Raw genomic sequence first — 24,449 nt, 5'->3', positions numbered from 1 at the left:
TTATGATAAAAATCATTACGTTTTTATGCTGCATCCTGTTCTTCAGCTCTTGCGGTGTGGTATCTGTCGGTTTTAAAAAACAGGAGCCGCCGCAACCTGTACTGCTTGTTCAGTCTACTTCACCGGTGATACTGGTAGATGCAGCCGATGTTGAAATGACGGGCTGGCGCAAGAAAAAAGGAATGCGTGTTATCGGCAACACCAAAAACGATTATGTAAGACTCGTTCGCAAACAGCTGCAGGCCACATTGTTCAGGACAGTATTGATCGATTCACTTGCCGACAGCGACTTGAAAAAGCAGTTGCACAAGGGAAACAATCATGCGATACAATCTTTAAAGGAGCGTTATAACAGTTCTGTCCTGATCATTCTTACCGATTGCATGGGCGGCTTTGAACGGGCGGATATCAGCGATAAACAATATCCTGACGGACGTAAGGTAAAAGACATTTCCTATAATGCGATATTCGCTACCGACTGGCTCATCTGCGATCAGCTGGAACAGGTAAAACGCAGCATCAGCATTTCGATACCGCATTCCAGACAGGAGGCAGACAATATTTATTTTGCAAAACAGCCTTCTTTCGGCACCAATCGTGATGACCTTACTACTATAGCTACAGACAATGCCGTTAAGTTTGCTGCATTATTCAGCTACCGTTAATGGCACTTGAAATAATCGAAAGGTTCTTTGCAATCGTTGCACTGGTATAACGATTTGCAGGCAGTGCTTCCGAACCTTGAGATCAGTTTTGTATTGTAGGAGTTGCACTGCGGACATTGCACGGCTTCTTCTGCCTGGAATGCATCGGGTGTGCAGACCGATTGCGTGGAAGCGGGCGGTGCAATTCCATAGGCTTTCAGTTTCTGCCTTCCGGCTTCAGACATCCAGTCGGTGGTCCAGGCCGGAGAAAGCACCTGTGTTATTTTGATATTTTTGAAACCTGCTTCCAGCAGTACCATGCGGATCTGCATACTGATCACATCCATGGCCGGGCAGCCGCTGTAGGTTGGCGTGATCACAATTTCTATATCGGGAGATTCTTTATCGTCCGTTACATGTACAGCTCTTACAATCCCCAGATCTGTTATAGTAAGTACGGGGATTTCCGGATCACATACTGTTTCGAGCAATGCACGGACTTTTCTGACAATATCGTTTTCTGCAACCTGCATCTCTAAAGATAAACTATTACCATTCCACACCGGGATAAGCTCTCTGCAGAAATTGCATCTCGGCGAGGATATATCCTAAATGTTCGGTATGCATTCCTTCTTTTCCGCCCTGCTGCGACCAGGCCGACTGCGGAACCGGGAGTGTCGCTTCTTCAAGTACTTCCTTTATTTTCCGGTTCCATTTTTCTGCAAGGCTGTCTGCTCCTTTTATAGCAAGAGCTTCATTTATTTCTTTTTCATACGCTGAAGGAATCAGCATTTCTCCGGTATAATTCCAGAGATTGTCAAGGGCAGTTAGCATGCGCTGGTGGCTTTCTGCTGTGCCATCGCCCAACCTGATCACCCATTCGCTGCTCCAGCGTACATGATAGGTAACTTCTTTCAGCGATTTTTCTGCGATTGCAGCGAGCTGTTCATCATTACAGTCTTTCAGCGCTGTATAAAGGAAGTATTGATAGGTACTGAAAAAGAACTGACGTAGTATGGTCTGGCCCCAGTCGCCGTTAGGCAGTTCTGTGATCAGGCAGTTTTTAAATTCGCGTACATCACGCAGATAGGCGAGGCTGTCTTCTGTGGTATTATTACCGATTTCGGATGCCGCATACTGGTAAAAATTACGTGCCTGTCCTACGAGATCCAGTGAAATATTGGTCACAGCGATATCCTGTTCCAGTATCGGTCCATGCCCGCACCACTCACTGTTCCTGTGGCCCAGGATGAGCGCGTTATCTGCGAGGTATAACAGGTATTTTATTTTGGGAGAAAGCATTCCTGCAATGATTTGTTTGGCTGGCGGGCCGGATACTACATATGTTTTAATTCGTCGGGCAGATCGTAGAAGGTAGGATGACGATATGCTTTATCATTTGCCGGATCATAGAATTCAGCGGCTTCGTCCGGATTGCTTGCATGAATGTACTTGCTTTCCACTACCCAGATGCTTACACCTTCCATACGGCGGGTATAAACATCCCTTGCATTTTCAACGGCCATACGTGCATCTGCTGCATGCAGGCTGCCTGCATGCTTATGATCCAGTCCCTGGCGGCTCCTGATGAATACTTCCCATAAAGGCCATTCCTTTTTCTGTTCGCCGGAAGTGCTGATATCAGCTGCGCCGTTCTTTGATTCGCCGTAATCTCCGTAATAAAATTTCCTTAGCATAGTTTGCATTATTAAAGAACCGCTCAGGCCGCGGCTTCCGTTGTATCATTTTTTCTTTTTGCCGCATATGCAGATGCAGCTTCCCTTACCCAGGCGCCGTCATCCCACGCTTTCCTGCGGGCTTCCAGTCTTTCTTTGTTGCAGGGGCCATTACCTTGTACCACCTGCCAGAATTCATCCCAGTTGATCGGGCCAAAATCATAGTGGCCGCGCTCTTCGTTCCATTTCAGTTCGGGATCGGGAATAGTAAGGCCGAGGATCTTGATCTGCTCTGCACACACATCAACAAATTTCTGGCGCAGTTCATCATTCGTGAACCTCTTGATCTTCCATTTCATGCTGAGCTGTGTGTTCGGGCTTTCATCGTCTTTCGGACCAAACATCATGATGCTCGGCCACCACCAGCGGTCTATTGAATCCTGCGCCATTTTCTTCTGTGCTTCATTGCCCCGGCTCAACGTAAGCAGGATCTCGAAACCCTGGCGCTGGTGAAAACTCTCTTCTTTACACACACGTACCATTGCCCTTGCATATGGACCAAAACTGGTACGGCAGAGCGGCACCTGGTTCATAATAGCGGCGCCATCCACCAGCCAGCCGATTGCCCCCATATCTGCCCAGCTTAAAGTAGGGTAATTGAATATGGACGAATATTTTGCTTTACCGGTATGCAGCTGGTGATACATTTCATCACGACTGATACCCAGGGTTTCCGCAGCAGAATAAAGATAGAGGCCATGCCCGGCTTCATCCTGCACTTTAGCCAGCAGGATGGCTTTACGGCGAAGATTTGGTGCGCGCGTGATCCAGTTACCTTCAGGCAACATACCCACAATCTCGCTATGCGCATGCTGACTGATCTGGCGGATCAGCGTCTGGCGGTATTTCTCCGGCATCCAGTCGCGCGGCTCAATCCGGACCTCACGGTCTATCTTATCCTGGAATATTTTTTCAAAATCCTTTTCCATATCCGTTACTTGGTTTCCAAAAATACGAAAAGAATAGCCATACTAACAAATGTTAGTGTTTTTAACAGTCCGCTCTTTCCACACCTGTGTTATTTTTTCAGCAGTTTGTATAGGATAATCCTCATGCAGAACCAGGATCGTGTAAGCATTTCCACCGCAGGGCGCTGTTTCAGCCTGTGTCTGATGCGGCATGAGTTTGGTAGTATATTATTCAAGAACATTTGTGAACGGCGGTGGTTTCATACCTGAGATTAAACGCCAAATATCTGATCTGGATAATGCCAGCGAAGAGAAACACAATAAGTTCCGGAGCCCCGTTTTACAACGGGGCTCTTTTTGCTGCAAAAGACGCTGTTGTAATGAAATTGCCTTCTTTTTTCAGATCCGTGATCAGCCTGTCCAGCCTGTTCAGCAAAGGTTCTCCTGCCAGTCGTCTTGTATAGGCGGGCAAACCATAAGCAGCAATATCAGTAAATTCCCAGGGATGAAAATACAGGCATACATAGCCATCTTTTCTCAGGGTTTGCAGGGTCAGCATTTTAAACACCGCATAAGGGAGGTTCTTAAAGCTGAGCCAGAACAGGGGGAAACGGATACCGGGTGATACCGAAGCCGGGATGCGCATCATACCCTCTTCATAATAAACCGTTCTTGGCAAATGGAAATTATTATAGCGCCCGGGTAACCAGGTCGGGTTGATCGACGAATCATACCTGTAACCCGCCTTCTTTACTTCTTCCATAGCTACGGGCCGCATACGGGGCATACGGAGGCCGGTAACCGGAACGCCGGTGATCTCTTCGAGCTTCTGCCTTGATTGCAGCAGATGTTCATCTTTGAAATCGGAATGATAAAAAGTATGTGAGGCGATCTCATGTGCCTGGGCCAGTTGCCGCATATCATCCGGATACTGCATGGCAAAATTGGCGGTAGTGAACAGCGTGGCGGGTACTGTATGTTTTTCCAGCACAGTCCTTATCGCATCAAGGCCCAGTTTCCCCACCCGCATCTGTTCTGCCGGCGGAATATCGAACCGGTATTCGAGCGGCATATCAAATTCTTCCACATCGAAGCTCAGCAGTATCGCTCTTTCCTTCATGACATGTTTGTTTCCCGGATAATATAATGGGGCCTTTGCTTGCCCTGTATGAATAGTTTACCCAGGTACATACCAATGATGCCGAGGATCATCAGCTGCAGGCCACCAAAGAACACGATCGTAGCCACAATCGATGCCCAGCCGGAGATCGTATGTCCGAAATAATAACTGTAAATGATATAAGGTATGTACAGGAGGGAAAGCAGTGAAAATACGAAACCAAGGTATGCTGCTATATACAACGGCCTTGTGCTGAATGATGTAATCCCCTGCAAAGCAAAACGGATCATTTTCTTCATGGTGTATTTCGACTTGCCCTGTGTGCGCATTGCCGGATCATATTCGATACCGATCTGGCGGAAGCCCATCCATTTTACGAGACCGCGCAGGAACAGATCTGTTTCCTTGAATGCACGGAACACTTCTATCACCCTGCCATCCATCAGCCTGAAATCTGCAGTACCCTGTTCCAGTTCAATATCAGACAGGTTGTTGATAAGGTCGTAGAACATATTGGATGTTTTACGTTTCATCAGTGGCAGTTCTTCATGATCGCGGCGGATGGTGTAAACGATATCATAACCTTCTTCCCAGCGTTTCAGTAATTCCGGCAGGAGATCGGGCGGGTGCTGCATGTCGCCATCCATCATAATGGTACAATCGCCTTCCGCAAGATCTATCCCGGCTTTCAGCGCGTTCTGGTGGCCGAAATTGCGCGACAGGCCTATATAAAATACATTGTTGTATTTCGCGGCTTCCGTTTTCAGTACTTCCAGCGTGTTATCGGAGCTTCCATCATCTATAAAAGTAACGGAATACGGATAGCCTGTCTGATCCATCACCTGCCGTAATGCAGGCAGTATCACAGGTATATTATCCTGTTCGTTGCATACCGGTATTACAATGGCTACCTTTCTTTTCATAGGGCTTTAGTCCGGATCCTGAAATCCTTTTTTAACAACTGAACAATCAGCACACACCATACGATGAAACAAGGCAATGCTTTCAGCGAGTATTTTACAACGAAATGTTCCCTGATATAGCGGGGTACAATGTCGGTGGGTGAAAATATGGTAAGGATGAATAAAAGTATGAGAATGAATACCCAGGGCTTGAATGTCAGATCATCCTGTATTACATACCAGATAGCGGCTCCGGCAACCGCAATCACATAGGTAGGCGATTCGGCCGAAGAGCTGAAAATGACTACGCCTATGAGCGCGAGCGCCAGGTAAGAAAGCCTGAAACCTATTTCCCTGAACTGGGAAATGCGTAAGAATGGCAACAGGTAGAGTATAGCCGCGGGAATCAGTATGGGGAGCCCGGGCATGTGTTTGAGTCCGAAAATACGCCGGATCATACCTGCCAGCGAAATATCCTGCATACCGCTTCCTGCCGTGAGGTCTACATTGGAAGCATTCTTTTCTACAAGCGACTGGTACCAGTCCTTATAACTCTGGATAATGAATTCAGGAGACGAGATCAGCATGGGGAGACAGAAAAGAACAATAACCCAGCCGATAAAGTACAGTACAAATCTGGGTTTGTTATCGCAGAACCAGAAAAAGGCAAGGCCGATAATGCCATAGAGCTTCACATACATGCCTGCGGCGATGAAAAACGTGGCCCAGAGGTATTGTTTTTTCTGTGTGAGTACATAGGATAGGATGATCCAGCCCGCCAGCATGGGATTGAACTGAACATTGTGAATGGAAGTCATCATTTCCACGGCCGTGATCAGGAGGATCCCGAGTTGCTGCTGCCTGGTAAGGGGTAGTTTTGAAATGGCATAGTACAGGATCCACGCGTTGAGCATGCACCAGAGAAAGCAGCCGATGGCAATGGGCATCAGTGCAAACGGGGCGATGAGAACACTGAAAACCGGGCCGTAGTGATTGGTATCGAAATATAATTCCGGATAAGGAAGGTAAAGATTCTCCCGGTTGAACGTATGCCAGAAAACATTCCTGAATATGAGGAAGTTATTGATATCGCCGGCACCACGGCTGATCTCTGCAACAGCGGCAAAAATAGCAAGCAGGAACCAGAGCAGTACAGGGAAAGGAATGTTCCGGTTACCGATCCTGATGTTGGCAAATAAAAGTTTCATGCGTAGGGGTTACACTATGAACGAAAATACGACTTGAAAAAGCGTAACAACGTAAAACCGGGCAAAAAAATTACTTTTGCGCCTTAAAACAAGAAACAATGAATAAAGGACCCGTTTCGCAATTCATAGAACATCATTACCGCCATTTCAATGCGGCGGCACTGGTAGACGCTGCAAAAGGCTATGAGACCCATTTGCTCGAAGGTGGTAAAATGCTGGTAAGCCTTGCCGGCGCCATGAGTACGGCAGAACTGGGCATCAGCCTGGCTGAAATGATCCGTCAGGATAAAATCGCCATCATCAGCTGTACCGGCGCCAACCTGGAAGAAGATGTGATGAACCTGGTGGCCCACAGTCATTATAAACGTGTTCCCAACTATCGTGATCTGACTCCCCAGGACGAATGGGATCTCCTCGAAAATCATTATAACAGGGTAACCGATACCTGTATCCCGGAGGAAGAAGCATTCCGCCGGTTACAGAAACACCTGGTAAAACAGTGGAAAGACGCTGAAGCCGCAGGTGAAAGGTATTTCCCGCATGAATTTCTGTATAAAACCGTACTGAGCGGTGAGCTGGAACAATACTATGAGATCGACCCGAAGAACAGCTGGATCGTAGCTGCCGCTGAAAAGAACCTGCCGATCGTGGTTCCGGGCTGGGAAGACAGCACTACCGGTAACATTTTTGCCAGCTATGTGATCAAGAACGAACTGAAGGCAAGCACGGTAAAAAGCGGTATCGAATACATGGTATGGTTAACCGAATGGTACCGTAACAACAGCGCAGGTAAAGGTGTCGGATTCTTCCAGATCGGCGGCGGTATTGCCGGTGATTTCCCGATCTGCGTGGTGCCGATGATGTACCAGGACCTGGAATGGCATGATGTGCCGTTCTGGAGCTATTTCTGCCAGATCAGTGACTCAACCACTTCCTACGGTTCTTATTCAGGCGCCGTTCCGAATGAAAAGATCACCTGGGGCAAGCTGGACATCAACACTCCCAAATACATCGTTGAAAGCGACGCCACGATTGTTGCGCCGCTGATCTTCGCTTACCTGCTGGGCTGGTAATAACATATTGACAACTCTTTCCGAAACTGCGCCGGTATTTGATTACCTGGCGCAGTTTTTCTTATCTTTAAATAGTCCTGCGAATCAGATTCCCAAACTCAAACCAATTTCATGAAACAAAAATGTCTGCTGCTGTTAGCATTGGCTTTTACACTGGTGACAGTAAATGCACAAACAAAAGTTACAAAAACCAATATCGTATCCAACTGGGTTATCACAGCTGTAGATGCATCGCCTGCTTTTAAATATGATGTGGACAAGGACTCCCTCAGTTTAGGCGAAGCGATCAAAAGCCAGGTTAAACCTGAGCAGGAAAGCATGGTATTGGGCATGATGAAACAACAGGTAGGCGTTTTCAAAAAGATGGCTTTTAAATTCAATGCCGATGGTACCGCCGAACTGAATTCCGGTGTTCCGGGTACGGGTGCTACAAAAGCTACATATACGGTAGATGAAGCGAACTCTACCATCACTACTGTAGAAGCCGAGGGCGACAAAGTAAAAGAAACCATTAAAGCTGATTTTGTGAACAGCAATCTTCGTCTTGTACTGGAGCAGCCTACGGGAAATATTATTCTTTTATTGAAGAAAGGGTAAGAAAATTCAATTGTTCCGTTACAGGGATATTACTATAAGCCCGGCATGAGATGCCGGGCTTTATTATTGGACATAGAAGTTTTCATCTATCGAGCAAAAAAATCCCCCGGCTATAACCGGGGGATCTGCATATTAAATCAGTTGCGATTAACGGGCTGGCATGGTCAAAGGAATATCCCTTTTCAGCATTTCATCCCTGTTGGCAATTTCCCAACCTGTGTGGAAGATCATGCGTACACGTTTTTCCATCAGTTCGAAATTGATTTTGTCAACCGTATCAGTTGGTCTGTGGTAATCTGCCTGGAGCATACCATCGTAGAAGAACAGGATAGGCACTCCTTTGCGGGCAAAGTTGTAATGATCGCTACGGTAGTAGATCCTGTTCACATCTTTAGGATCGTCGAATTTGTAGTCCAGTGTGAGTTTGGTGTATTTGTTGTTCACACCTTCATTGATCACCGGCAGGTCACTGCTCAGTTTATCATGACCGATCACATATACATAGTTGAGGGTATCAGCCAGTTTACGCTCTGTGTCTACACGGCCAACCATGTCGGTATTCAGGTCTACTGTTGTTTTTTCCAGCGGGAAAGTCGGGTTTTCTGAATAGTACTCAGAACCCCACAGTCCTTTCTCCTCGCCGCTTACTGTCATGAAAACGATGCTGCGGCGTGGTTTGTTGCCTTTTTTAGCAGCTGTGGTAAATGCTTCTGCCATTTGCAGTACTGCAGTTGTTCCAGAACCATCATCATCAGCGCCATAATAGATCACATCGCCTTGTTTGCCCAGGTGATCGTAGTGTGCGGTCAGGAATACGTATTCGTCTTTTTTATCTGTACCAGGCAGCACAGCAATTACGTTGCTGCTTTCCAGGTTTTCTTTGGTTTTTACTGCAGAGATTTTCAGTTCCGCCACGTAGTTGCCTTTGTTTACCTGTTTCAGTTCGTCCATAGACAGTTTTGCGGTTCTGCCCAGTAATGCAGAAGCTACTTCAGCTGAAACGGTTACAGTAGTGAAAGGAGTTACGGCAGGGGTTTTCATATACATGTTGCCTCTTACCGGTGTAGGCATCCTGCGCGGGAAATCTGCAGATACCACGATCAGACCGGCAGCGCCGGCCCTGCGTGCAGCAGCAGCTTTTGCAGCAGCTGAAGCCGGAGAGAATCCACGGCCGCGGCCACCACCCGGCGCCGGTGCAGGTGCTGCAGTAGCACTGCCATCAAGCACCATTACTATTTTACCTTTCACATCCAGACCTGCCAGGTCATTTACATTGTTCGCAGAATCTACCACACCATATCCGGCAAATACCAGGTTGGCGTAAGACAGATCTCCGCTTGCAATACCCTGCAGCGAGAATGCATAATCTTTATCCCACTCATAAGCTTTACCATTCACAGACAGTTTTTTGTCGGTGAGCTGGTCGCGGTAAACAGGATATACCTGCTGGTAGCTGTTACCGTTACCTGGTTTCAGGCCCATTTTTTTGAATTGCTCCTCGATATAGGCAGCTGCTTTTTTCTGTCCCGGAGTTGCAGTCTCGCGGCCTTCCATTTCTGCGCTGGCAATAATGGACAGCTTATCTTTCATTCCCTTGGCAGTGATCAGCTCCGCATATTTTGCAGAGTTGTCCTGCGCCATTGCCACCGTGCTTAAGAGGGGCAGGCATAATAGTGCAAGTTTTCTCATAATTGTTCTTATAGTTAGGATTTAGGTACAAGCAATTTTTCCAACACGTGTAGCGTGTCTTCCGCCTTCAAACGGCGTATTCATGAATATTTCCACCATCTGTTCTGCCAGCGCATAGGCTACAAAACGGGCGGGGATGCAGATCATATTGGCATCGTTATGCTTACGGATCAGTTCTGCCACATCGTTCTGCCAGCTCAGGCCGGCCCTGATGCCCTGGTGTTTATTGGCTGTAATGGCCACTCCGTTGGCGCTTCCGCAGAGCAGGATGCCGAAAGCTGCCTCGCCTTTCTCCACGCTCGATGCAGTGGGGTGGGTAAAATCCGGGTAATCGACAGAGTCCGCCGAATACGTGCCGAAATCTTTTACCTGGAAACCTTTGCCGGTCAGCCATTTTACCAATGCATCCTTATACTCCAGTCCCGCATGATCGCATCCGATCGCTATGGGTTTCGCCTGGTCAAAAACAAAGCTCATGTTACTGTTTTGTGAAGTGAAGTTAATTGTTTGACTTTTGCCTGTTCAAAAAAATGTATAAACGGATAGAGCCTGCCTGACGCGGAATTAGCGGTTTCCGCAGCTGTTCATCAACTCCATTCCTCTTCTCTCTCCTGCTCTTCCTTGTATACCCTTGCCGAAATGATGATACTCAGTTCATAGAGCGACCATAAGGGGATGAATACGATCATCTGGCTCATCCAGTCGGGACTTGGCGTAATGAATGCCGCTACCAGCAATATGATCACCACTGCATATTTACGCGTCTTGCGCAGAAAACCCGGAGTGATCAATCCTATTTTGGTTAGCGCAAAAGCGAGCACCGGCAGCTCAAATGCCAGTCCGCAGCCAAGAATGATATTAGTCAGATTATCCAGGTAATCGCCCAGTGTTGGCAGGGTCATAATGGTTCCCTCCGTACCCAGCTGGAACCCGGCCAGGAAATTGAAAGTAAAAGGCCCCAGCAGGAAATACCCGAAAGCCGCACCGATAAAGAAGAAAAACGATACCCAGAAAATGATGAAACGCGTATTCCTGAGCTCTTTTTCTTTCAGTGCAGGTTTTACAAAGCGCCAGAATTCCCAGAAAATGTAGGGAAACGCCAGGATAATACCGAGGATGAACGACATGGAGATACTCCCGATGAACTGGCCGCCGAAAGAAGGACTCTGGAACTGCACTTTCACAGGCGGCATACACATTGCATCGCCCATATGCGCCCAGTGGCTGAAACGGCATAACATTTCATAACTGATGAAATTGGGCCGGATCGGTCCCTTGATCACAACATCGAATACCCAGTCCCTGTAGATAAAGACCACGATCGCCATGATCAGTATGGCCAGTACCGAACGGATAATGTGCATCCGTAATTCTTCGAGATGATCTATAAAGCTCATCTCTGCCTTTCCACCCCTGCTTCTGTTTAATAATGCCATTGTATGATTGGACTGTTATAAGTTGCCAAAGTTACGGGATGCAAAAATAAACGGCCTGCCATTTTTAAGTGTTCAAACCTGTGTTATTGTATCATTTTTTCTACCCGGATCAGTTTTCCGTCTGTATTTACGCCCTCAATGATCACTTTCAGCCTGCGTGAATGGTCGTTATTGTAAAAAGCTATCTTACAGGCTTTCGATGCCGCATCCCGGGCCAGGTTGGGGTTCCAGTATAAAGTACGCCTGTTGTCCGGCGCCGGATCAGAGCCCTTGCTGTAGTCGGGCTGGTAAAATTCCCGGGTAACAGTGTACCCTTCCACTACCAGTTCTGCGCGTTTCACAGAGGTATTTTCATAGTCTTTTTTGGTATAGATCAGAATACTGCCGGTTCCGCCGTTGGGTGCAGCCACATAATAGCCTGGTATCACTTTCATAAATGCGATCTGCCTGGGGTTGATGACTTTGATGCCGTCTTTATCCGTCAGTATATCATTCACGAAATAAGCAGGCGGGTCCGGCTGCCCGCTGATCTTGGTGTAACGCATGAAATAAAGCTCGCCGTTTGCATATGTCAGCCCCGGAACGCGGCCCGGGAGATATTCGAGGATATTGGTATATCCGAAAATACCGGGATCAGCTTCAACATCATATTTATAACCATTTGCGCTTTTCGCGATATCACTCGCATATTTCTCTTCCAGCTGTTCTGCTGGCGACAACTGCGGTTGCGGCCTGCTTTTCACTATTACATTGGGTAAAAGCGTCAGGTCTTTCCTGAAGTTGTCGTTCTGCTGCATTTCAATACGGGGTAAGATCTTCTTACCCGGTGTATGCTGCTGCCATGGAGCCATGGTTAAAGGCGCTGGTAACCTGTCGCGGAAAAACAGGATATCCGAAGTTGCCATCCCGCTTTTATCTGTGGGAAAGCGGTACGTGATTCTTGCCGTGTCGAAAAGGATCAGGGTGCTGTCTGTGAAAAAACCATCTTTTTTAAAGAGCAGGTCTTTCCTTTCTACCGGCTTTGCGTCTTTGAATGTAAAACTTACAAGCCCGTTACCATTACGCATTACGCCCGGCGGAACATTCCTGATCTGCCCGGAAAATACCATATAGGTGGTATCGGGTGCATATTCAAATACAGGTTTAATGCCCTGCACGATCTTTTGCCAGTTATAATTGCGCCAGCCATTCGTGAGCATTACCAGGTCCATGTTCTTTCTTACTTCAGCCGTGGTATCTGAAAAATAATAGTCGGGATTGTAAATCCTTCCTTTCAGCTCTTCCGACAATAACAGGCTGCTGACGATATTATTATCCGTTGCCGTGCTGTCTGCGGTTGCTGCATCGGTAACAGATACCGATATGCTTGCAGGAAATGTATCGTTGTATAAAAGTTCGAGTTCATTCAGTCCGCGCGCATCCGTTTGTTTGCGGATACTTTTCAGTCCGGGATGCAGTACAGAACTATCGTCATACATAAAAGTGATCCTTTCCGCTACGGGCTGCCAGTTGGCAGTAAGCAATGAAACCACCATAATACCGGAAGGAAATTCGCCTGCAGGAATATTTGTTTCTATAAACGTGCTGCCGTTCTTAAACTGCAGTGTAGCCATATAAACCACCTGCTGCTGCATGGTTACCAGCAAATGATGACCATTATATGCCTGCTGCTGCCCCTGCGGCACAGTGATGCGGATCTTTTTACTTCCGGGTGCGTTGTCAACTTTCAATAAGATGCCATTCTGCCTGAATATGGGCAGTGCTGTCCGCTGTATTCTGCCATCGGCGGCACTCCATTCCGCGGTATATTTTGTCCCGGGCTGCGCTGTTATTTCAAACTGGCCCATGCCATCATGTATGGTTGTAAAACTGTCTGTTATCTTTCCCTGTTCATCTTTGATAACACCCCGCACTTCTGCAGGATTACCCCACTGATCCGTTGCTTTGAACGCAAGCCTGCTGCTGAGTCCGCTTACGCCATAACCGCCTTCAGGGAAAAAGTTAAGCGAAGTTCTGATGGTCTGGCGTTCTTCAGGTTTTGGTGGCGTTCCGGTTACTACAGGAAATTGTCTTCTGAATAAAAAAGCAGAATCAGCGTTCAGCATCCATCTGGTGTAAGCCGTTGCAAAAAGAGTATTGCCGGTAAAGGTTCCGGGAATCACAAACTGTGCGGCGGCAGTTCCGTTTTCCAGCGGAAGAAGCTGGTGCGCCAGTACTTTTCCGCTCAGATCACTCCAATCCATGTAAACGTTTTTGCTGAAAGAAGTTGGCGTAAATCCTGCCATGGCATAGACTTTATACCATACCGTATCGCCGGTTGTGTACAACGAATTATCGAAATGCACATAAATGCGCTCATTCGGATAATTGACAGCATATTCATTGATAACAGCATCCTTTTTCTGTGCAGCAAGGCTACCATATATCAACAACAGAACTGCTGCAAAAGCGAAACTTTTACGATGGAACATAAGATTTAATCTTGGGGTTCAGGCATCAGCATTAAACCGGCTGCCCTGATTATAAGCTTCTAAAGTTAAGGATGATCGGCGAAGCAATCCGTCATTTGCCGATCGGTATTATTCTATCAGCTTTTCTGACCGGATCAGTTTCCCGTCTGTATTCACGCCCTCGATGATCACTTTCAGCCTGCGTGAATGATCGTTATTATAAAAAGCGAACTTATATGCTTTTGATGCGGCATCCCTGGTCAGGTTGGGGTTCCAGTAAAGCGTACGCCTGTTATCGGGTGCCGGGCTCGTCGTTTGACTGTAATCCGGCTGGTAAAACTGGCGGGTAACGGTATAGCCTTCCACCAGTATTTCCTTTCGCCGCATTTTACCGGCTACGTAGTCTTTTTTAGTGTAGATCAGGATACTTCCTGAGCTGCCGCCATTAGGTGCTCCTACATAGTAACCCGGTATCGCTTTCACAAATGCGATATCACTGGGATGGATAGTGGATATATTTTCAAAATCCGTTACCATATCATTCAGAAAATAACTGATCTCTCCCGTATTAAGCCTGGAAACACGCATGAACTGTGGCCCGTTCCTGCCGGATATCAGCCCGGGCACGCGCCCTAACAGGTAATTCATGATATTGGTATGGCCGGTTGTTCCCGGATCATTCTCAATATCATATTTGTAGCCCGGTGCATTTTTGGCCAGGTCGCCGGCGTATAATTGCTCCAGTTCATCGGCCGTCGACAGTGCCGGCTGCGCCTTACTCTTCACTACTACATTGGGTAAAATCGTCAGCTGCTTCACCAGGCTGTCATATCCCGGCACAGTAATCCCCGGCAATACTTTACTACCCGGCATTCTTTGTTGCCAGGGCGTAACAGATAACGGTGCAGGGACCTTGTCGCGGAAAAACAGGATATCGGAGGTAACAAGCCCGGTTTTGTCCATGGGGAAGCGATAAGTGAGTTTTGCGGTATCGAAAATGATCAGGCTACTGTCTGTAAACGAGCCGTCTTTTTTGAAAAGCAGGTCCTTTCTTTCCACCGGCTTTGCGTCTTTGAATGAAAAACTGATGAGGCCAACATCTTTGCGCATAATGCGAAACGGCACATTCCTGATCTGTCCGGAGAATACCATGTAAGTTGTATCCGGGGCATATTGAAATACCGGTTTTGTGCGCTGCACGATCTTTTGCCAGTTGTAATTGCGCCAGCCGTTTGTAAGCATTACCAGGTCCATATTGCTTTTGATCTCTTCGGAACTGTCTGAAAAATAATACGCGGGGTCATATATCCTGCCCTTCAGCTCTTCCGACAATAAAAGGCTGCTGACAATATTATTATCTGTTGCTGTAGTATCCGCAAGGGCTGCATCGGTTACGGATACAGACATGCTTGCCGGAAATGTATCGTGGTACAGCAGTTCCAGCTCATTCAATGCGCGGGCTTCCGGTTGCCGGCGGATGATTTTCATGCCGGGATATAAAACAGAATTCCTGTCATACACAAAACTGATCCTTTCCGCCACAGGCTGCCAGTTCGCAGCAAGTAATGAAACCACCATGATACCCGAAGGAAGTTCGGATACAGGTATATTGATTTCCACAAACGGATGATTGTCTTTGAACTGCAGTGTAGTCATATAAACCACGCGCTGCTGCATGGTCACCAGCAGCCGGTAGTCTTTATACAACTGCTGTTTGCCGGGAAGCGTACTGATACGAACCTTTTTGTGGCCAGGCACATTATCTACTTTCAATAGTATTCCATCCTGCTTAAAGGCAGGCAAAGCCGTGCGCTGGATCTTACCATCAGCTGCAATCCATTCCGCAGTATATTTTACGCCGGGCTGTGCGGTTATTTCAAGCTGGCCCATGCCATTATGCGTGGTCGCAAAACTGTCTATTGTTTTTTGCTGATCGTCTTTGATAATGCCGCGCACTTCTGCAGGATTGCCCCACTGGTCCGTTGCTTTAAGTGCCAGCCGGCTGCCGAGCCCGCTTACGCCATAACCGCCTTCAGGAAAAAAGTTAAGTGATGTTTTAATCGCCTGGCGTTCTTCGGGTTTTGGTGGCGTTCCCGTTACTACAGACAATTGCCTCCTGAATAAAAAATCAGGATCTCCGTTCAGCATCCATTTTGTGTAGGCCGTTGTAAAAAGCGCATTACCTGTAAAGTTTTCAGGGATCACAAACTGCGCGGCTGCGGTTGCATTCTCCAGCGCCAGCAACTGGTGCGCTAGTACTTTGCCGCTCTGATCGCTCCAGTCTATGTAAACGTTTTTACTGAAAGAAGTGGGAAGGAAGCCTGCCATGGTATAAACCTTATACCATACCGTATCGCCGGGCACATACAATGAATTATCAAAATGCACATAAATGCGCTCATTCGGATAATTGATTGCATATTCATTGATAACAGCATCCGTTTTCTGCGCAGCGAGGCTGTTACATATAAGCAACAGGCCGGCCGCAAAAGCCAGGCTTTTACAATTGTACATAAGATCGGTCTTGGGAGTTATAGCCGGCAGGTAAACAGTATCAGCCGTTACCTGAGTATCTTCATCTTAACCATATCAATGCGGGTCTCGCTTACATTCAGGATGTCGAATCGGTAATCGCCAATGATGATGGTTTCTTTCTGTTTGGGGATCGCTTCATGTTTGTGTATGATGTAACCGCTTAAGGTTTCGGATTCCGAAACAGGGAAATTCATGTCGTATTTCTCATTCAGGTAATCCAGCTCGAGACGACCGCTGAAAATAAATTCATCTTCAGCAAGCTGGTTCTCTACAAATTCTTCCACATCATATTCGTCCTGGATCTCTCCGAATATTTCTTCGAGCACATCTTCCATGGTAACGATCCCTGCGGTTCCGCCAAATTCATCCACTACCCAGGCAATGCTCTTCTGTTCCTTGGTGAATTTGTTGATCAGATCTGCCGCACTCATACTTTCCGGCACTGCCATAATAGGGTGCAGTACGGATTTGATATTTCCCGGTCTTTTGAACAGGTCTATCTGGTGAACATAACCGAGTATATTGTCGATTGAATCATCATACACGATCAGTTTACTGAGTTTTGTGCTGATGAAATGGCTTTTTACTTCTTCCACCGTCCAGTTGATGTCTACGCCTTCAATCTCCGTTCTCGGCACCAGGCACTGGCGGATCTTTACGGTTGGGAGACTGAGCGCATTCTCGAAAAGTTCGGTATTCAGCTCCTGGTTATCCTCGTCCTGTTCTTTGGTCTGCTGGAAAAAATGCTCCAGGTCTACCTTGCTGAACACTTCGCTGCGTTCGTTCATCCGCACATTGAACAGGTATTTAAGGATCCACTGGGAAATATTTACAAACAGGCTTGTAAGCGGCTGGAACAATGTATGGAAGAACTGCGCAACCGGCGCAAAGAAAGCCAGCAATGCATCGTTCCGGGCTTTGAAGATGGCTTTGGGAATGAATTCGCCGATCACGAGCACAAGTATGGATGATAATATGGTATCGATGATCAGCTTTAAATATTCATTTTTGATGTGCAGCGGGTTCCAGGCGATGCTTTTCAGGAAACCATCGAAAAGCAAGCCATAAATTACCAGGAACACATTCAGCCCGATCAGGCAGGTACCGATAAAACGTGCGGGGTGTTCTACAAAACCGGCGAGTATGATGCCGCTTTTTTTGCCTTGTTTTTTCTTCAGCTCTATACTCAACCTGTTGGCGCTGACAAATGCGATCTCATAACCGGCAAAAAAGCCGATCAGGATCAGGGTTGCCACGATACAGATGATGGTATACAGTTCCGTCATACAGGAAAAATAGAACAAAAAATCTATATAGCAAAAGCCGGGCCGGCCATCAGCCATATCCTGCGGTTGTATACCCTGTTAACAGAAGTACCCCGTGGAAACGGGGTACGATACCGATAATAACAACATGAGAAAAATCGGCTGTGTGAATTTGATGCGCTTCAAACAATCCTGTATTCCCGCGCAAAATTTTTTAAAAGGGGCTGGATAACCATTTACAGTTACCCAGCCGTTGTATAGGGGATATGAAGCCTGTTATTTAAAATCTACGGTACAGTTCTGACACTTCATGTCGATCTTCAGTTTACCATCGCCCACATTGGCGGTAAACATCGATGGATTATCGCTGTTGCGGTCCATGGTAGAACGGCCTATTACAGTGAGCGGCGTATTGTTACGGTACACGTTACCTGAAACTGTGGTTGTGGTAGTGTTTACGGTAACAGAGCTCTCTTTTGTTTCTTTTGCATCTTTATCGGTTGCAGTGTATGGTTTCTTCTCAAAGTTGCCGTATACTGAACTGTATGCTCCGGAAAAGTTGATCGCATAACTTTTGGTTTCGCGGAGCGGGATGCGGATATCGGCGTATTTATTGTTCACTTTAATACTGCTTACATTGGCGCCCAGGTTGCGGATCTTGATGTCTGCATTGCTTCCTTCCAGGTCGAACGAACCGTTCAGCCTTGTGATACGCATATTGCCATAGTTCTTGCGGCCGCGGATATCTTCCACATCTTCGAGTTCGTACTCATCGTTGGTGCTGCGCATTACCACTTTTTTAGCTGCTGCCAGTTCTACAGTGGCATATTTGGTATCGATATCCAGGTCGCCTACATTTTTGGCGGTAAAGCGGCCGTTAGAGAGTTCCACTTCTGCTTCCTTGATATCGCCCAGGTTCACGTTGGTGTATTTGGAGCGCAGGATCAGTTTGTTCAGCGATTCGCCTTCCACGTTTCCGTTGGATATATCCAGGATCACATTACCAATACCTGAAGGCAGTTGCACATCGGCATATTTACTTTCGATATCAACCTTTGTTCCGGAAGGGATATAAATCACCAGCATACGTTTTACACTGTTGTTGGTGCCTATATTCTGGCCATTGCCATTGAAAATTGCTGTGTTGTTACGTGACCCGCTGCTGGCAATGGTTGTACCCGAGCCATAAAATACAGTGCCGCTTGTGTTGATACCACCGGATTTGATCTTTACAGATGTCCCCAGTGTACGGAGCGACAGGTTTACTTTTTCCAGCCACTCTTCGTTGCTCAGTTTATCTTCACCTTCGTAAAATACAGTAGTAACTACTTTTACCTTAGGCTGATCCCAGATCTTGATCTGCGTGGTACGATAGGTGTTTTCGATGTACACTTCGCCACCTTTAGGCATCGCCACTTCCTGGCTTACTTCCTTGGATTTCAGATCGGCAGGGTTAAAAGTGCGGCTTGTCTGCCCCGGCTCTTCGCAGCACTTGCCAAGGTTACTGTTATACCTGTCAATGTCACTATTAATAGCCATTTGTTCTTTCGCATCAGAAGCAGGTCTTGAAGCCAGTGGTGGCAGCACTGTCAGTTGTTGGGCATGTACGCTTCCTGCAAAAGCCAGGACCGCCATACTGCTGAATAAAATTCTTTTCATCGGGGTTTGCATATAAAGTTGTGATTAAATGTTTAGGAAATAGGTTCTGGTAGGATCAACAGGCTGTCTGCTCTTTTTGTACCGGCTGTTGAGCTTGTTCATCTCAAGCTGTAATTGCTTCAGGGTGTTCAGCTTCTGCTGGTACAGGTTGATCAGCTGATCCAGTAACTCGTCGTTCATGCCGCGCTTTGCAATGTCTGACTTGATTACTTTCTCATCTTTCTCCATCTGTTTGATCTGTATTTTGAAATCATTGAAATACTCAGGCGTTTCCGCATACATCGGCATGGTACTTACTTTCTCACGCTGCAGGTTGATCACCTGCGTGAAACTGTTTTCAATATTCTGCAGCATTTGCATATCCGGAGACAATTCCTTAGGTGTTGGCTGCTTTTGTACTTTCGGCTTTTTAGCCGCCGGCTTTACATCCGCTTTGGCCAGCACTTCCGGCTCCGTAGTTGTAACTGTTTCAGGCTGTTCAACGGGTGCATCGGTTTTTGCTGGCGGCGTGTCTTTGATTATGTTAGCTGTCGGCGCTTCCGGAGCAGCCGTCTTACTGCCCTTAACCAGGTGCCAGGTTCCGATGCCTGCCAGCACAATGATGCAGGCGGCTACAGACCAGCGCACAACCATCATCACCACATTGGTCTTTTTCACCACAGGTGGCTGTAGCTCCGCGCTGATCCTGTTCCACAAATCGGGAGCTGGCTCATCCTGATCAAGCGATCCGGCGTTTTGCTGCAGGTATTTTTTAAATTCATCCATGTATTTGTAATTGCTTTGTTATTCTTTCTTTCAATAGTTGCCTGGCCCTATGATACTGGCTTTTGCTGGTGGATTCCGAAATGCCGAGGTTTGATGCGATGTCCCTGTGACTGTAATCTTCCAGCACATACAGGTTGAACACCTGCCTGCACCCGTCGGGTAACCCTTTGATCTCGCGGTGTACCAGTTCGAGGCTTACCGTTGTCCACCATTCGGGCTCTTCATTTCGCAGCGAATCGTCCCATTTTTCATCCCAGTCGCTCCATTGCAGGTTCTTTTTGCTGAAACGGATACATTCATTAACCACGATCCGTTTCAACCAGCCACCGAACTGCGCAGGCTCTTTCAGCTGGTGGATGTTCCTGAACGCCAGTATAAAAGCGTCCTGAAGTACATCCTCCGCATCATTGCGATTACCGGTCATGCGCATGCAGATGTTGAACATTGCCTTACTGTACTGACGGTACAGCCAGGACTGAGATTCCCCATCGCCCTTGCAGGCTTTTCTCACAACAGCCGTTTGTATGGTATATTCCTGTTCCAATGATTTCCTTTAATAAGAGCGGGGATTTGCCAAAAGGTTGGAAAATGATGTAGTTTTTTTTGTAACAAAGCCGGAAAGGGAGCGTTCCCGGTAAAAATAAAAGAAGGAACAGTCTGCTTAAGCAGTTCGCTGTTCCTTCTTTATCAATGCCTTATGCGAGATCCAGTACCGGTTTATTTTCCAGTATATTTTCTATCTGTTCCATTACCGCTGTTGTTAAAATCGGTAACACCTCGAGGGCTTTCAGGTTTTCATGCAGTTGTTCCTTACGGGTTGCACCAAGTATGGCTGTGGTCACATTCGGATTATGGATCGTCCAGGCAATGGCAAGCGACGCGAGGGAAACATTCAGATCTGCGGCCAGCTGCCCCAGTTTCTTTACTTTTTCGAGCTTCGCATCCTGTATCCACCTGTCTTTCAGCCAGTTAAAACCTTCTATTGCCAGGCGTGAACCTTCCGGGATCCCGTTATTGTACTTTCCGGTCAGGAATCCTGCTGCCAGCGGACTCCAGATCGTTGTTCCAAGACCCACATTTTTGAAAACAGGCAGATAATCCTGCTCCATTTTAAATCTTTCGAACATATTATACTGCGGTTGCTCTACCGTTGGACCGATCAGGCTGTATTGCTGCGCCACCCGGTGCGCTTCCATGATTTCAGCGCCGCTCCACTGGCTGGTACCCCAGTAAAGAACCTTTCCCTGTTGTATCAGGTTGTGCATGGTCCATACTACTTCTTCTATAGGCACGCCGGTATCGGGCCTGTGGCAGAAATAGAGATCAAGGTAATCGGTCTGCAGGCGTTGCAAAGCTTCATGACAGGCTTCGGTAAGGTGTTTACGACTCAGTCCTGTCTGGTTGGGTTTGTTTTCGTTTCCGCGCCAGCCAAAATAGGCTTTGGAAGAAAGTGTATAGGAAGTCCGGTCCCAGTTTTTATTACGCAGTACCCGGCCCATCATTTTTTCACTTTCGCCCAGGGCGTATACTTCTGCATTATCAAAAAAGTTGATGCCGGCATCGTAGGCAATTCCCATCAGTTCATCTGCGCTGCTATCGTCTATCTGTTTATGAAAAGTTACCCAGCTGCCGTAACTGAGCACACTTAGCTGAAGGCCGGTACGGCCCATTCTCCTGTATTCCATGTTTGTCCTGTTTAAGTTTAGTAAGGAATGTACAGCAAGTTACTTCATAATCCGCTTTGCAGAAACGAAACCCTTAGTGTGTTTTGGCAGGTGCGGGCGCAGGGGTGGCAATGCTGTCGCGCCGGGTAGTGGTACTGTCTGGCACAATCAGGAAACTGCCGGGGCGTAATTCATAAATGGTCATATCCGACATATCCTGGCGGCATTTCATGCCTTTGAGGCCGATTATCTTCTGGCGCGGGTTTTTCTGGCTGATCACTACCTGTTTATCCGTATACAACAGGCTCTGGGTCTGATCCCAGTAAAGCTCTTCGGTAAAAAGTGTATCACCTTTTATATTGAATACAACCACACTGTCGCGCAGGAATACTTTGTTCTCGCCTTCTATATAGTTTCCGTATTTCGCGCTCAGCTGGCTTTCTACTTTCAGGCTGTCATTATAAAAATCTACATGGAGCGATTGAGGAAATTCGGATTTACGGGTACTGTCGCCCTGGTAACGAAGCAGTATCGGTGCGGTAAGTTTTGCACGTACTTTACCATCGGTGCTGAGGTAACTTTCTATTTTTTTTCCCTCTTCAATACTCGGTTTTTTTGCACCGAGCTGTTTTACTTCATTGATATCATTCTCACATCCGAACATAAAAAAGCAGCCGCTGATCAGGGCGGCTGCAAAATAATTTTTATGACCGGACCGATTAATCATATTTCATTTTTCTGAACCAGACATCGCTCAGACTGAATCCAACCGAGAACTGGAAGAAGTTTTCAGTGATGTTGTTCACCCCTGAACCTCTTTTACCGAATTGCAGGGCTGTGTTGATCACCGTAAACTGGTAATCGTAAGAGCGCCATTTTTTGATGGGAAGTCCTGCACCCAGGGAAATACCGAATTGTTTCAGTTCTTTACCGTCCGCATTCACATAATCTTTACCAAAGTATACACCTGCGCGGTAGTTTACATTGCTCCAGTAGTTGCGTGCACTGATCGGATCGGGGCTCAGCTGCGCTCCCAGGCGGAACTGCCAGCTGTTCACCAGTGGATCTGTCTGGCCGTAGAACCTGTATTTGCTCCATTGGGTAGCACTGTATTCTGCGCCGATCGACCACATTTCAAACACCCCTCTTGTATTTGATACCGTTTTATGCAGCATAACACCACCGGAATAACTGGCCGGCAGTTCTATTTTGCCTTTCAGATTTTTGGATGCGTAGACGCTGTCGATGGTAATATCTCCGGAAGTGGTTTGCGTGTAGGTTTCACGTATAATATCCTGGCTTGCAGACATTTTCTGGCTCAGCGAAGCTGTAGCTCCGAAGCGCAGGTAATACCTTTCAGTAGATTTCAGATTGGTGTTTTCTCGTTTCGCGATGGGTAGGTCGTACTGGATGCCCGCGTTAAAGAATATTCCGTTAAAATCTGTTGCAGAAAAGGATTTCGATTGGTAATGGTATACTGAATCGTTCAGGAATGTTTTTTTGGTAGAGATCTCCCTCCTGCCGAAATTATAACCCGTATTGAACCCGATGCTCAGTGCTTTCCACCTTTTTCCCAACCCTGCAAATACCTGGTTGAGGCCACCGGAGCCTTCATAAATAGTACCCAGACTGTCGTTGGTGCCTACTTTTCCGAATTCATGCACAGAATAATTGATCCTCGTTACAGGCCTCAGTCCGAATGCCATGCCCAGGCTTTTATTCTTGTTCAGGGGCATACCTACCGAAAGATAAGTAGGGGCAAAATACCTGGAACCGAACTTGCCGGAGGGGTTTTCGCTGCGAAGGGTCCTGCTGTCGATGGTAAGTCCCATATCGAACGTTGTCATATACAGGTTGCTGTAGGTTGCAGGGTTCTGGAAATTGATAGACTGGCCAATATTATTGTTCAGTCCGTCTGAATATACTGCACCCAGACCTCCCATGGAGCGACTGATGATATGTGTTCCGTTGTAAAGATCTCCCATACCATAACGGGTGTAGGGAGAGTTCTCCTGCGCCGAGGCGCTAAGCAGGGAAAATCCAAATAGTATTGGCAGGCTAAGCCTGGCCGCTGTTGTGCTCACTGATCGCATACAGGCCTTTAAAAATTAAGTAAGGGTCGGCAAATATCCTCTTTTTTAGATGCGATACAAAAAAACCCATATCACCCCCGGTTAACAGCACGTTAAAGTTGCTGTATTTCAGGGCATATTCATCAATAATTCCATCTATTTCTTTGGCCATTCCTAGTATTACGCCGCTCAGCATATTGGTTTTTGTGTCGTATCCGACCAGCGGAAAATGCATTTCTGCCTTTACCAGGGGTAAAAGTGCCGTCTGTTCGTGCATGGCGCGGAAACGCATGTTCATACCCGGGGAAATCGCTCCGCCGAGGAATTGATGCTGATTATTAATGAAATTATAGGTAATGCAGGTACCCAGTGCGATCACCAGGTTATGCTGTTGGGGGAAAAGGTCCACCGCCGCCGCGCAAAGGGCCAGCCTGTCTGCCCCGATGGTCTCGGGCTTGCCTACCGGTGTAGACATGGGCAACCTGCTGGTATGACCCAGTTTATGAAAGCGGGTCTGGTCTGCCAGCTGCTTTTCCAGTGTTTCGCTGTGCCTGATCACTGATGACAGGATGGATTTCTGCGGTTTCCAGGTATCCAGTAATGCCTGTATGGTTTCCGGGCCATCATTTTCGAGGGTTATAATCTCTGCTATTTCCCGCCCTTTGAATACCGCGCATTTGAGCCGGGTATTGCCAAAATCGAAACATACTGTTGTTTGCATGCCAT

At 47.1% G+C, this 24,449-nt stretch carries 23 protein-coding genes; 3 read left to right on the top strand and 20 right to left on the bottom strand.

The features are described from left to right. Positions 1-2 precede the first annotated feature (2 nt). Complete coding sequence (locus B5D42_RS00525) at positions 3-665, top strand: hypothetical protein (RefSeq protein ID WP_078829467.1); 663 nt, start codon at positions 3-5, stop codon at positions 663-665. Here B5D42_RS00525 and paaD read toward each other — a convergent pair. From paaD to B5D42_RS00490, 7 genes are all read right to left on the bottom strand, one after another. Further along, on the bottom strand, positions 662-1,177 hold the full coding sequence (gene paaD, locus B5D42_RS00520; RefSeq protein ID WP_078829466.1) for a 1,2-phenylacetyl-CoA epoxidase subunit PaaD: 516 nt from the start codon (positions 1,175-1,177) through the stop codon (positions 662-664). The genes B5D42_RS00525 and paaD overlap by 4 nt on opposite strands. Before the next feature lie 16 nt (positions 1,178-1,193). After that, positions 1,194-1,946, bottom strand: a complete 753-nt coding sequence (gene paaC / locus B5D42_RS00515) for a 1,2-phenylacetyl-CoA epoxidase subunit PaaC (RefSeq protein ID WP_078829465.1) — start codon at positions 1,944-1,946, stop codon at positions 1,194-1,196. 35 nt (positions 1,947-1,981) lie between these two features. Further along, positions 1,982-2,341, bottom strand: coding sequence for a 1,2-phenylacetyl-CoA epoxidase subunit PaaB (paaB, locus tag B5D42_RS00510; RefSeq protein WP_139366928.1), 360 nt, complete (start codon positions 2,339-2,341; stop codon positions 1,982-1,984). Between the two features lie 23 nt (positions 2,342-2,364). Further along, entirely contained in the window at positions 2,365-3,309 is a 945-nt protein-coding gene (paaA, locus tag B5D42_RS00505) for a 1,2-phenylacetyl-CoA epoxidase subunit PaaA (RefSeq protein ID WP_078829463.1), read from the bottom strand. A 319-nt stretch (positions 3,310-3,628) separates the two neighbouring features. Further along, positions 3,629-4,408 (bottom strand): polysaccharide deacetylase family protein, encoded by a 780-nt coding sequence (locus B5D42_RS00500; RefSeq protein ID WP_078829462.1) that lies wholly within the window; start codon positions 4,406-4,408, stop codon positions 3,629-3,631. Beyond that, a complete protein-coding gene (locus B5D42_RS00495) occupies positions 4,405-5,331 on the bottom strand; it encodes a glycosyltransferase family 2 protein (protein ID WP_078829461.1) in 927 nt (308 codons plus the stop codon). Before B5D42_RS00495 ends, B5D42_RS00500 begins: the two co-directional genes overlap by 4 nt. Then, entirely contained in the window at positions 5,328-6,518 is a 1,191-nt protein-coding gene (locus B5D42_RS00490) for a glycosyltransferase family 87 protein (protein ID WP_078829460.1), read from the bottom strand. Before B5D42_RS00490 ends, B5D42_RS00495 begins: the two co-directional genes overlap by 4 nt. A 98-nt stretch (positions 6,519-6,616) precedes the next feature. Between B5D42_RS00490 and B5D42_RS00485 the strand changes: the two genes are divergently transcribed. Then, positions 6,617-7,591 carry a deoxyhypusine synthase family protein gene (locus B5D42_RS00485; protein ID WP_078829459.1) on the top strand — a complete coding sequence of 325 codons (975 nt, stop codon included), beginning with the start codon at positions 6,617-6,619 and terminating at the stop codon, positions 7,589-7,591. Positions 7,592-7,702: 111 nt separating this feature from the next. Beyond that, entirely contained in the window at positions 7,703-8,188 is a 486-nt protein-coding gene (locus B5D42_RS00480; RefSeq protein ID WP_078829458.1) for a hypothetical protein, read from the top strand. Between the two features lie 147 nt (positions 8,189-8,335). On the opposite strand, the gene B5D42_RS00475 is transcribed toward B5D42_RS00480, so the two are convergent. The 13 genes from B5D42_RS00475 to B5D42_RS00415 form a co-directional block, all read right to left on the bottom strand. Continuing rightward, on the bottom strand, positions 8,336-9,877 hold the full coding sequence (locus tag B5D42_RS00475; RefSeq protein WP_078829457.1) for a M28 family peptidase: 1,542 nt from the start codon (positions 9,875-9,877) through the stop codon (positions 8,336-8,338). A 21-nt stretch (positions 9,878-9,898) separates the two neighbouring features. After that, the gene (rpiB, locus tag B5D42_RS00470; protein ID WP_078829456.1) at positions 9,899-10,354 is read right to left on the bottom strand and encodes a ribose 5-phosphate isomerase B; all 456 of its coding nucleotides are present in this window, start codon (positions 10,352-10,354) and stop codon (positions 9,899-9,901) included. A 110-nt stretch (positions 10,355-10,464) separates the two neighbouring features. Beyond that, the gene (gene tatC / locus B5D42_RS00465; RefSeq protein ID WP_078829455.1) at positions 10,465-11,313 is read right to left on the bottom strand and encodes a twin-arginine translocase subunit TatC; all 849 of its coding nucleotides are present in this window, start codon (positions 11,311-11,313) and stop codon (positions 10,465-10,467) included. Between the two features lie 83 nt (positions 11,314-11,396). Beyond that, positions 11,397-13,784 carry a hypothetical protein gene (locus B5D42_RS00460; RefSeq protein ID WP_078829454.1) on the bottom strand — a complete coding sequence of 796 codons (2,388 nt, stop codon included), beginning with the start codon at positions 13,782-13,784 and terminating at the stop codon, positions 11,397-11,399. 108 nt (positions 13,785-13,892) lie between these two features. Beyond that, a complete protein-coding gene (locus tag B5D42_RS00455; protein WP_078829453.1) occupies positions 13,893-16,277 on the bottom strand; it encodes a hypothetical protein in 2,385 nt (794 codons plus the stop codon). Positions 16,278-16,324: 47 nt separating this feature from the next. Further along, entirely contained in the window at positions 16,325-17,584 is a 1,260-nt protein-coding gene (locus B5D42_RS00450; protein WP_078829953.1) for a hemolysin family protein, read from the bottom strand. A gap of 255 nt (positions 17,585-17,839) precedes the next feature. After that, the gene (locus B5D42_RS00445; RefSeq protein ID WP_139366927.1) at positions 17,840-19,222 is read right to left on the bottom strand and encodes a DUF4097 family beta strand repeat-containing protein; all 1,383 of its coding nucleotides are present in this window, start codon (positions 19,220-19,222) and stop codon (positions 17,840-17,842) included. A 24-nt stretch (positions 19,223-19,246) separates the two neighbouring features. Further along, positions 19,247-19,987, bottom strand: a complete 741-nt coding sequence (locus B5D42_RS00440; protein ID WP_078829451.1) for a hypothetical protein — start codon at positions 19,985-19,987, stop codon at positions 19,247-19,249. After that, the gene (locus tag B5D42_RS00435; protein WP_078829450.1) at positions 19,980-20,531 is read right to left on the bottom strand and encodes an RNA polymerase sigma factor; all 552 of its coding nucleotides are present in this window, start codon (positions 20,529-20,531) and stop codon (positions 19,980-19,982) included. Before B5D42_RS00435 ends, B5D42_RS00440 begins: the two co-directional genes overlap by 8 nt. 151 nt (positions 20,532-20,682) lie before the next feature. Further along, positions 20,683-21,672 carry a potassium channel beta subunit family protein gene (locus tag B5D42_RS00430; protein ID WP_078829449.1) on the bottom strand — a complete coding sequence of 330 codons (990 nt, stop codon included), beginning with the start codon at positions 21,670-21,672 and terminating at the stop codon, positions 20,683-20,685. A 73-nt stretch (positions 21,673-21,745) separates the two neighbouring features. After that, positions 21,746-22,378 carry an LPS export ABC transporter periplasmic protein LptC gene (gene lptC / locus B5D42_RS00425; protein ID WP_078829448.1) on the bottom strand — a complete coding sequence of 211 codons (633 nt, stop codon included), beginning with the start codon at positions 22,376-22,378 and terminating at the stop codon, positions 21,746-21,748. Further along, on the bottom strand, positions 22,371-23,744 hold the full coding sequence (bamG, locus tag B5D42_RS00420; protein ID WP_139366926.1) for a BamG family beta-barrel-assembly machinery protein: 1,374 nt from the start codon (positions 23,742-23,744) through the stop codon (positions 22,371-22,373). The genes lptC and bamG overlap by 8 nt, the downstream gene beginning before the upstream one ends. Next, on the bottom strand, positions 23,710-24,444 hold the full coding sequence (locus B5D42_RS00415; protein ID WP_078829952.1) for a type III pantothenate kinase: 735 nt from the start codon (positions 24,442-24,444) through the stop codon (positions 23,710-23,712). Before B5D42_RS00415 ends, bamG begins: the two co-directional genes overlap by 35 nt. Positions 24,445-24,449: the final 5 nt, after the last annotated feature.

The organism is Sediminibacterium ginsengisoli (assembly GCF_900167075.1).
Classification (GTDB): Bacteria; Bacteroidota; Bacteroidia; order Chitinophagales; family Chitinophagaceae; genus Sediminibacterium; species Sediminibacterium ginsengisoli.
Note: the sequence above shows the minus strand (reverse complement) of the source record. Positions and strands in the feature narration are given on the sequence as shown.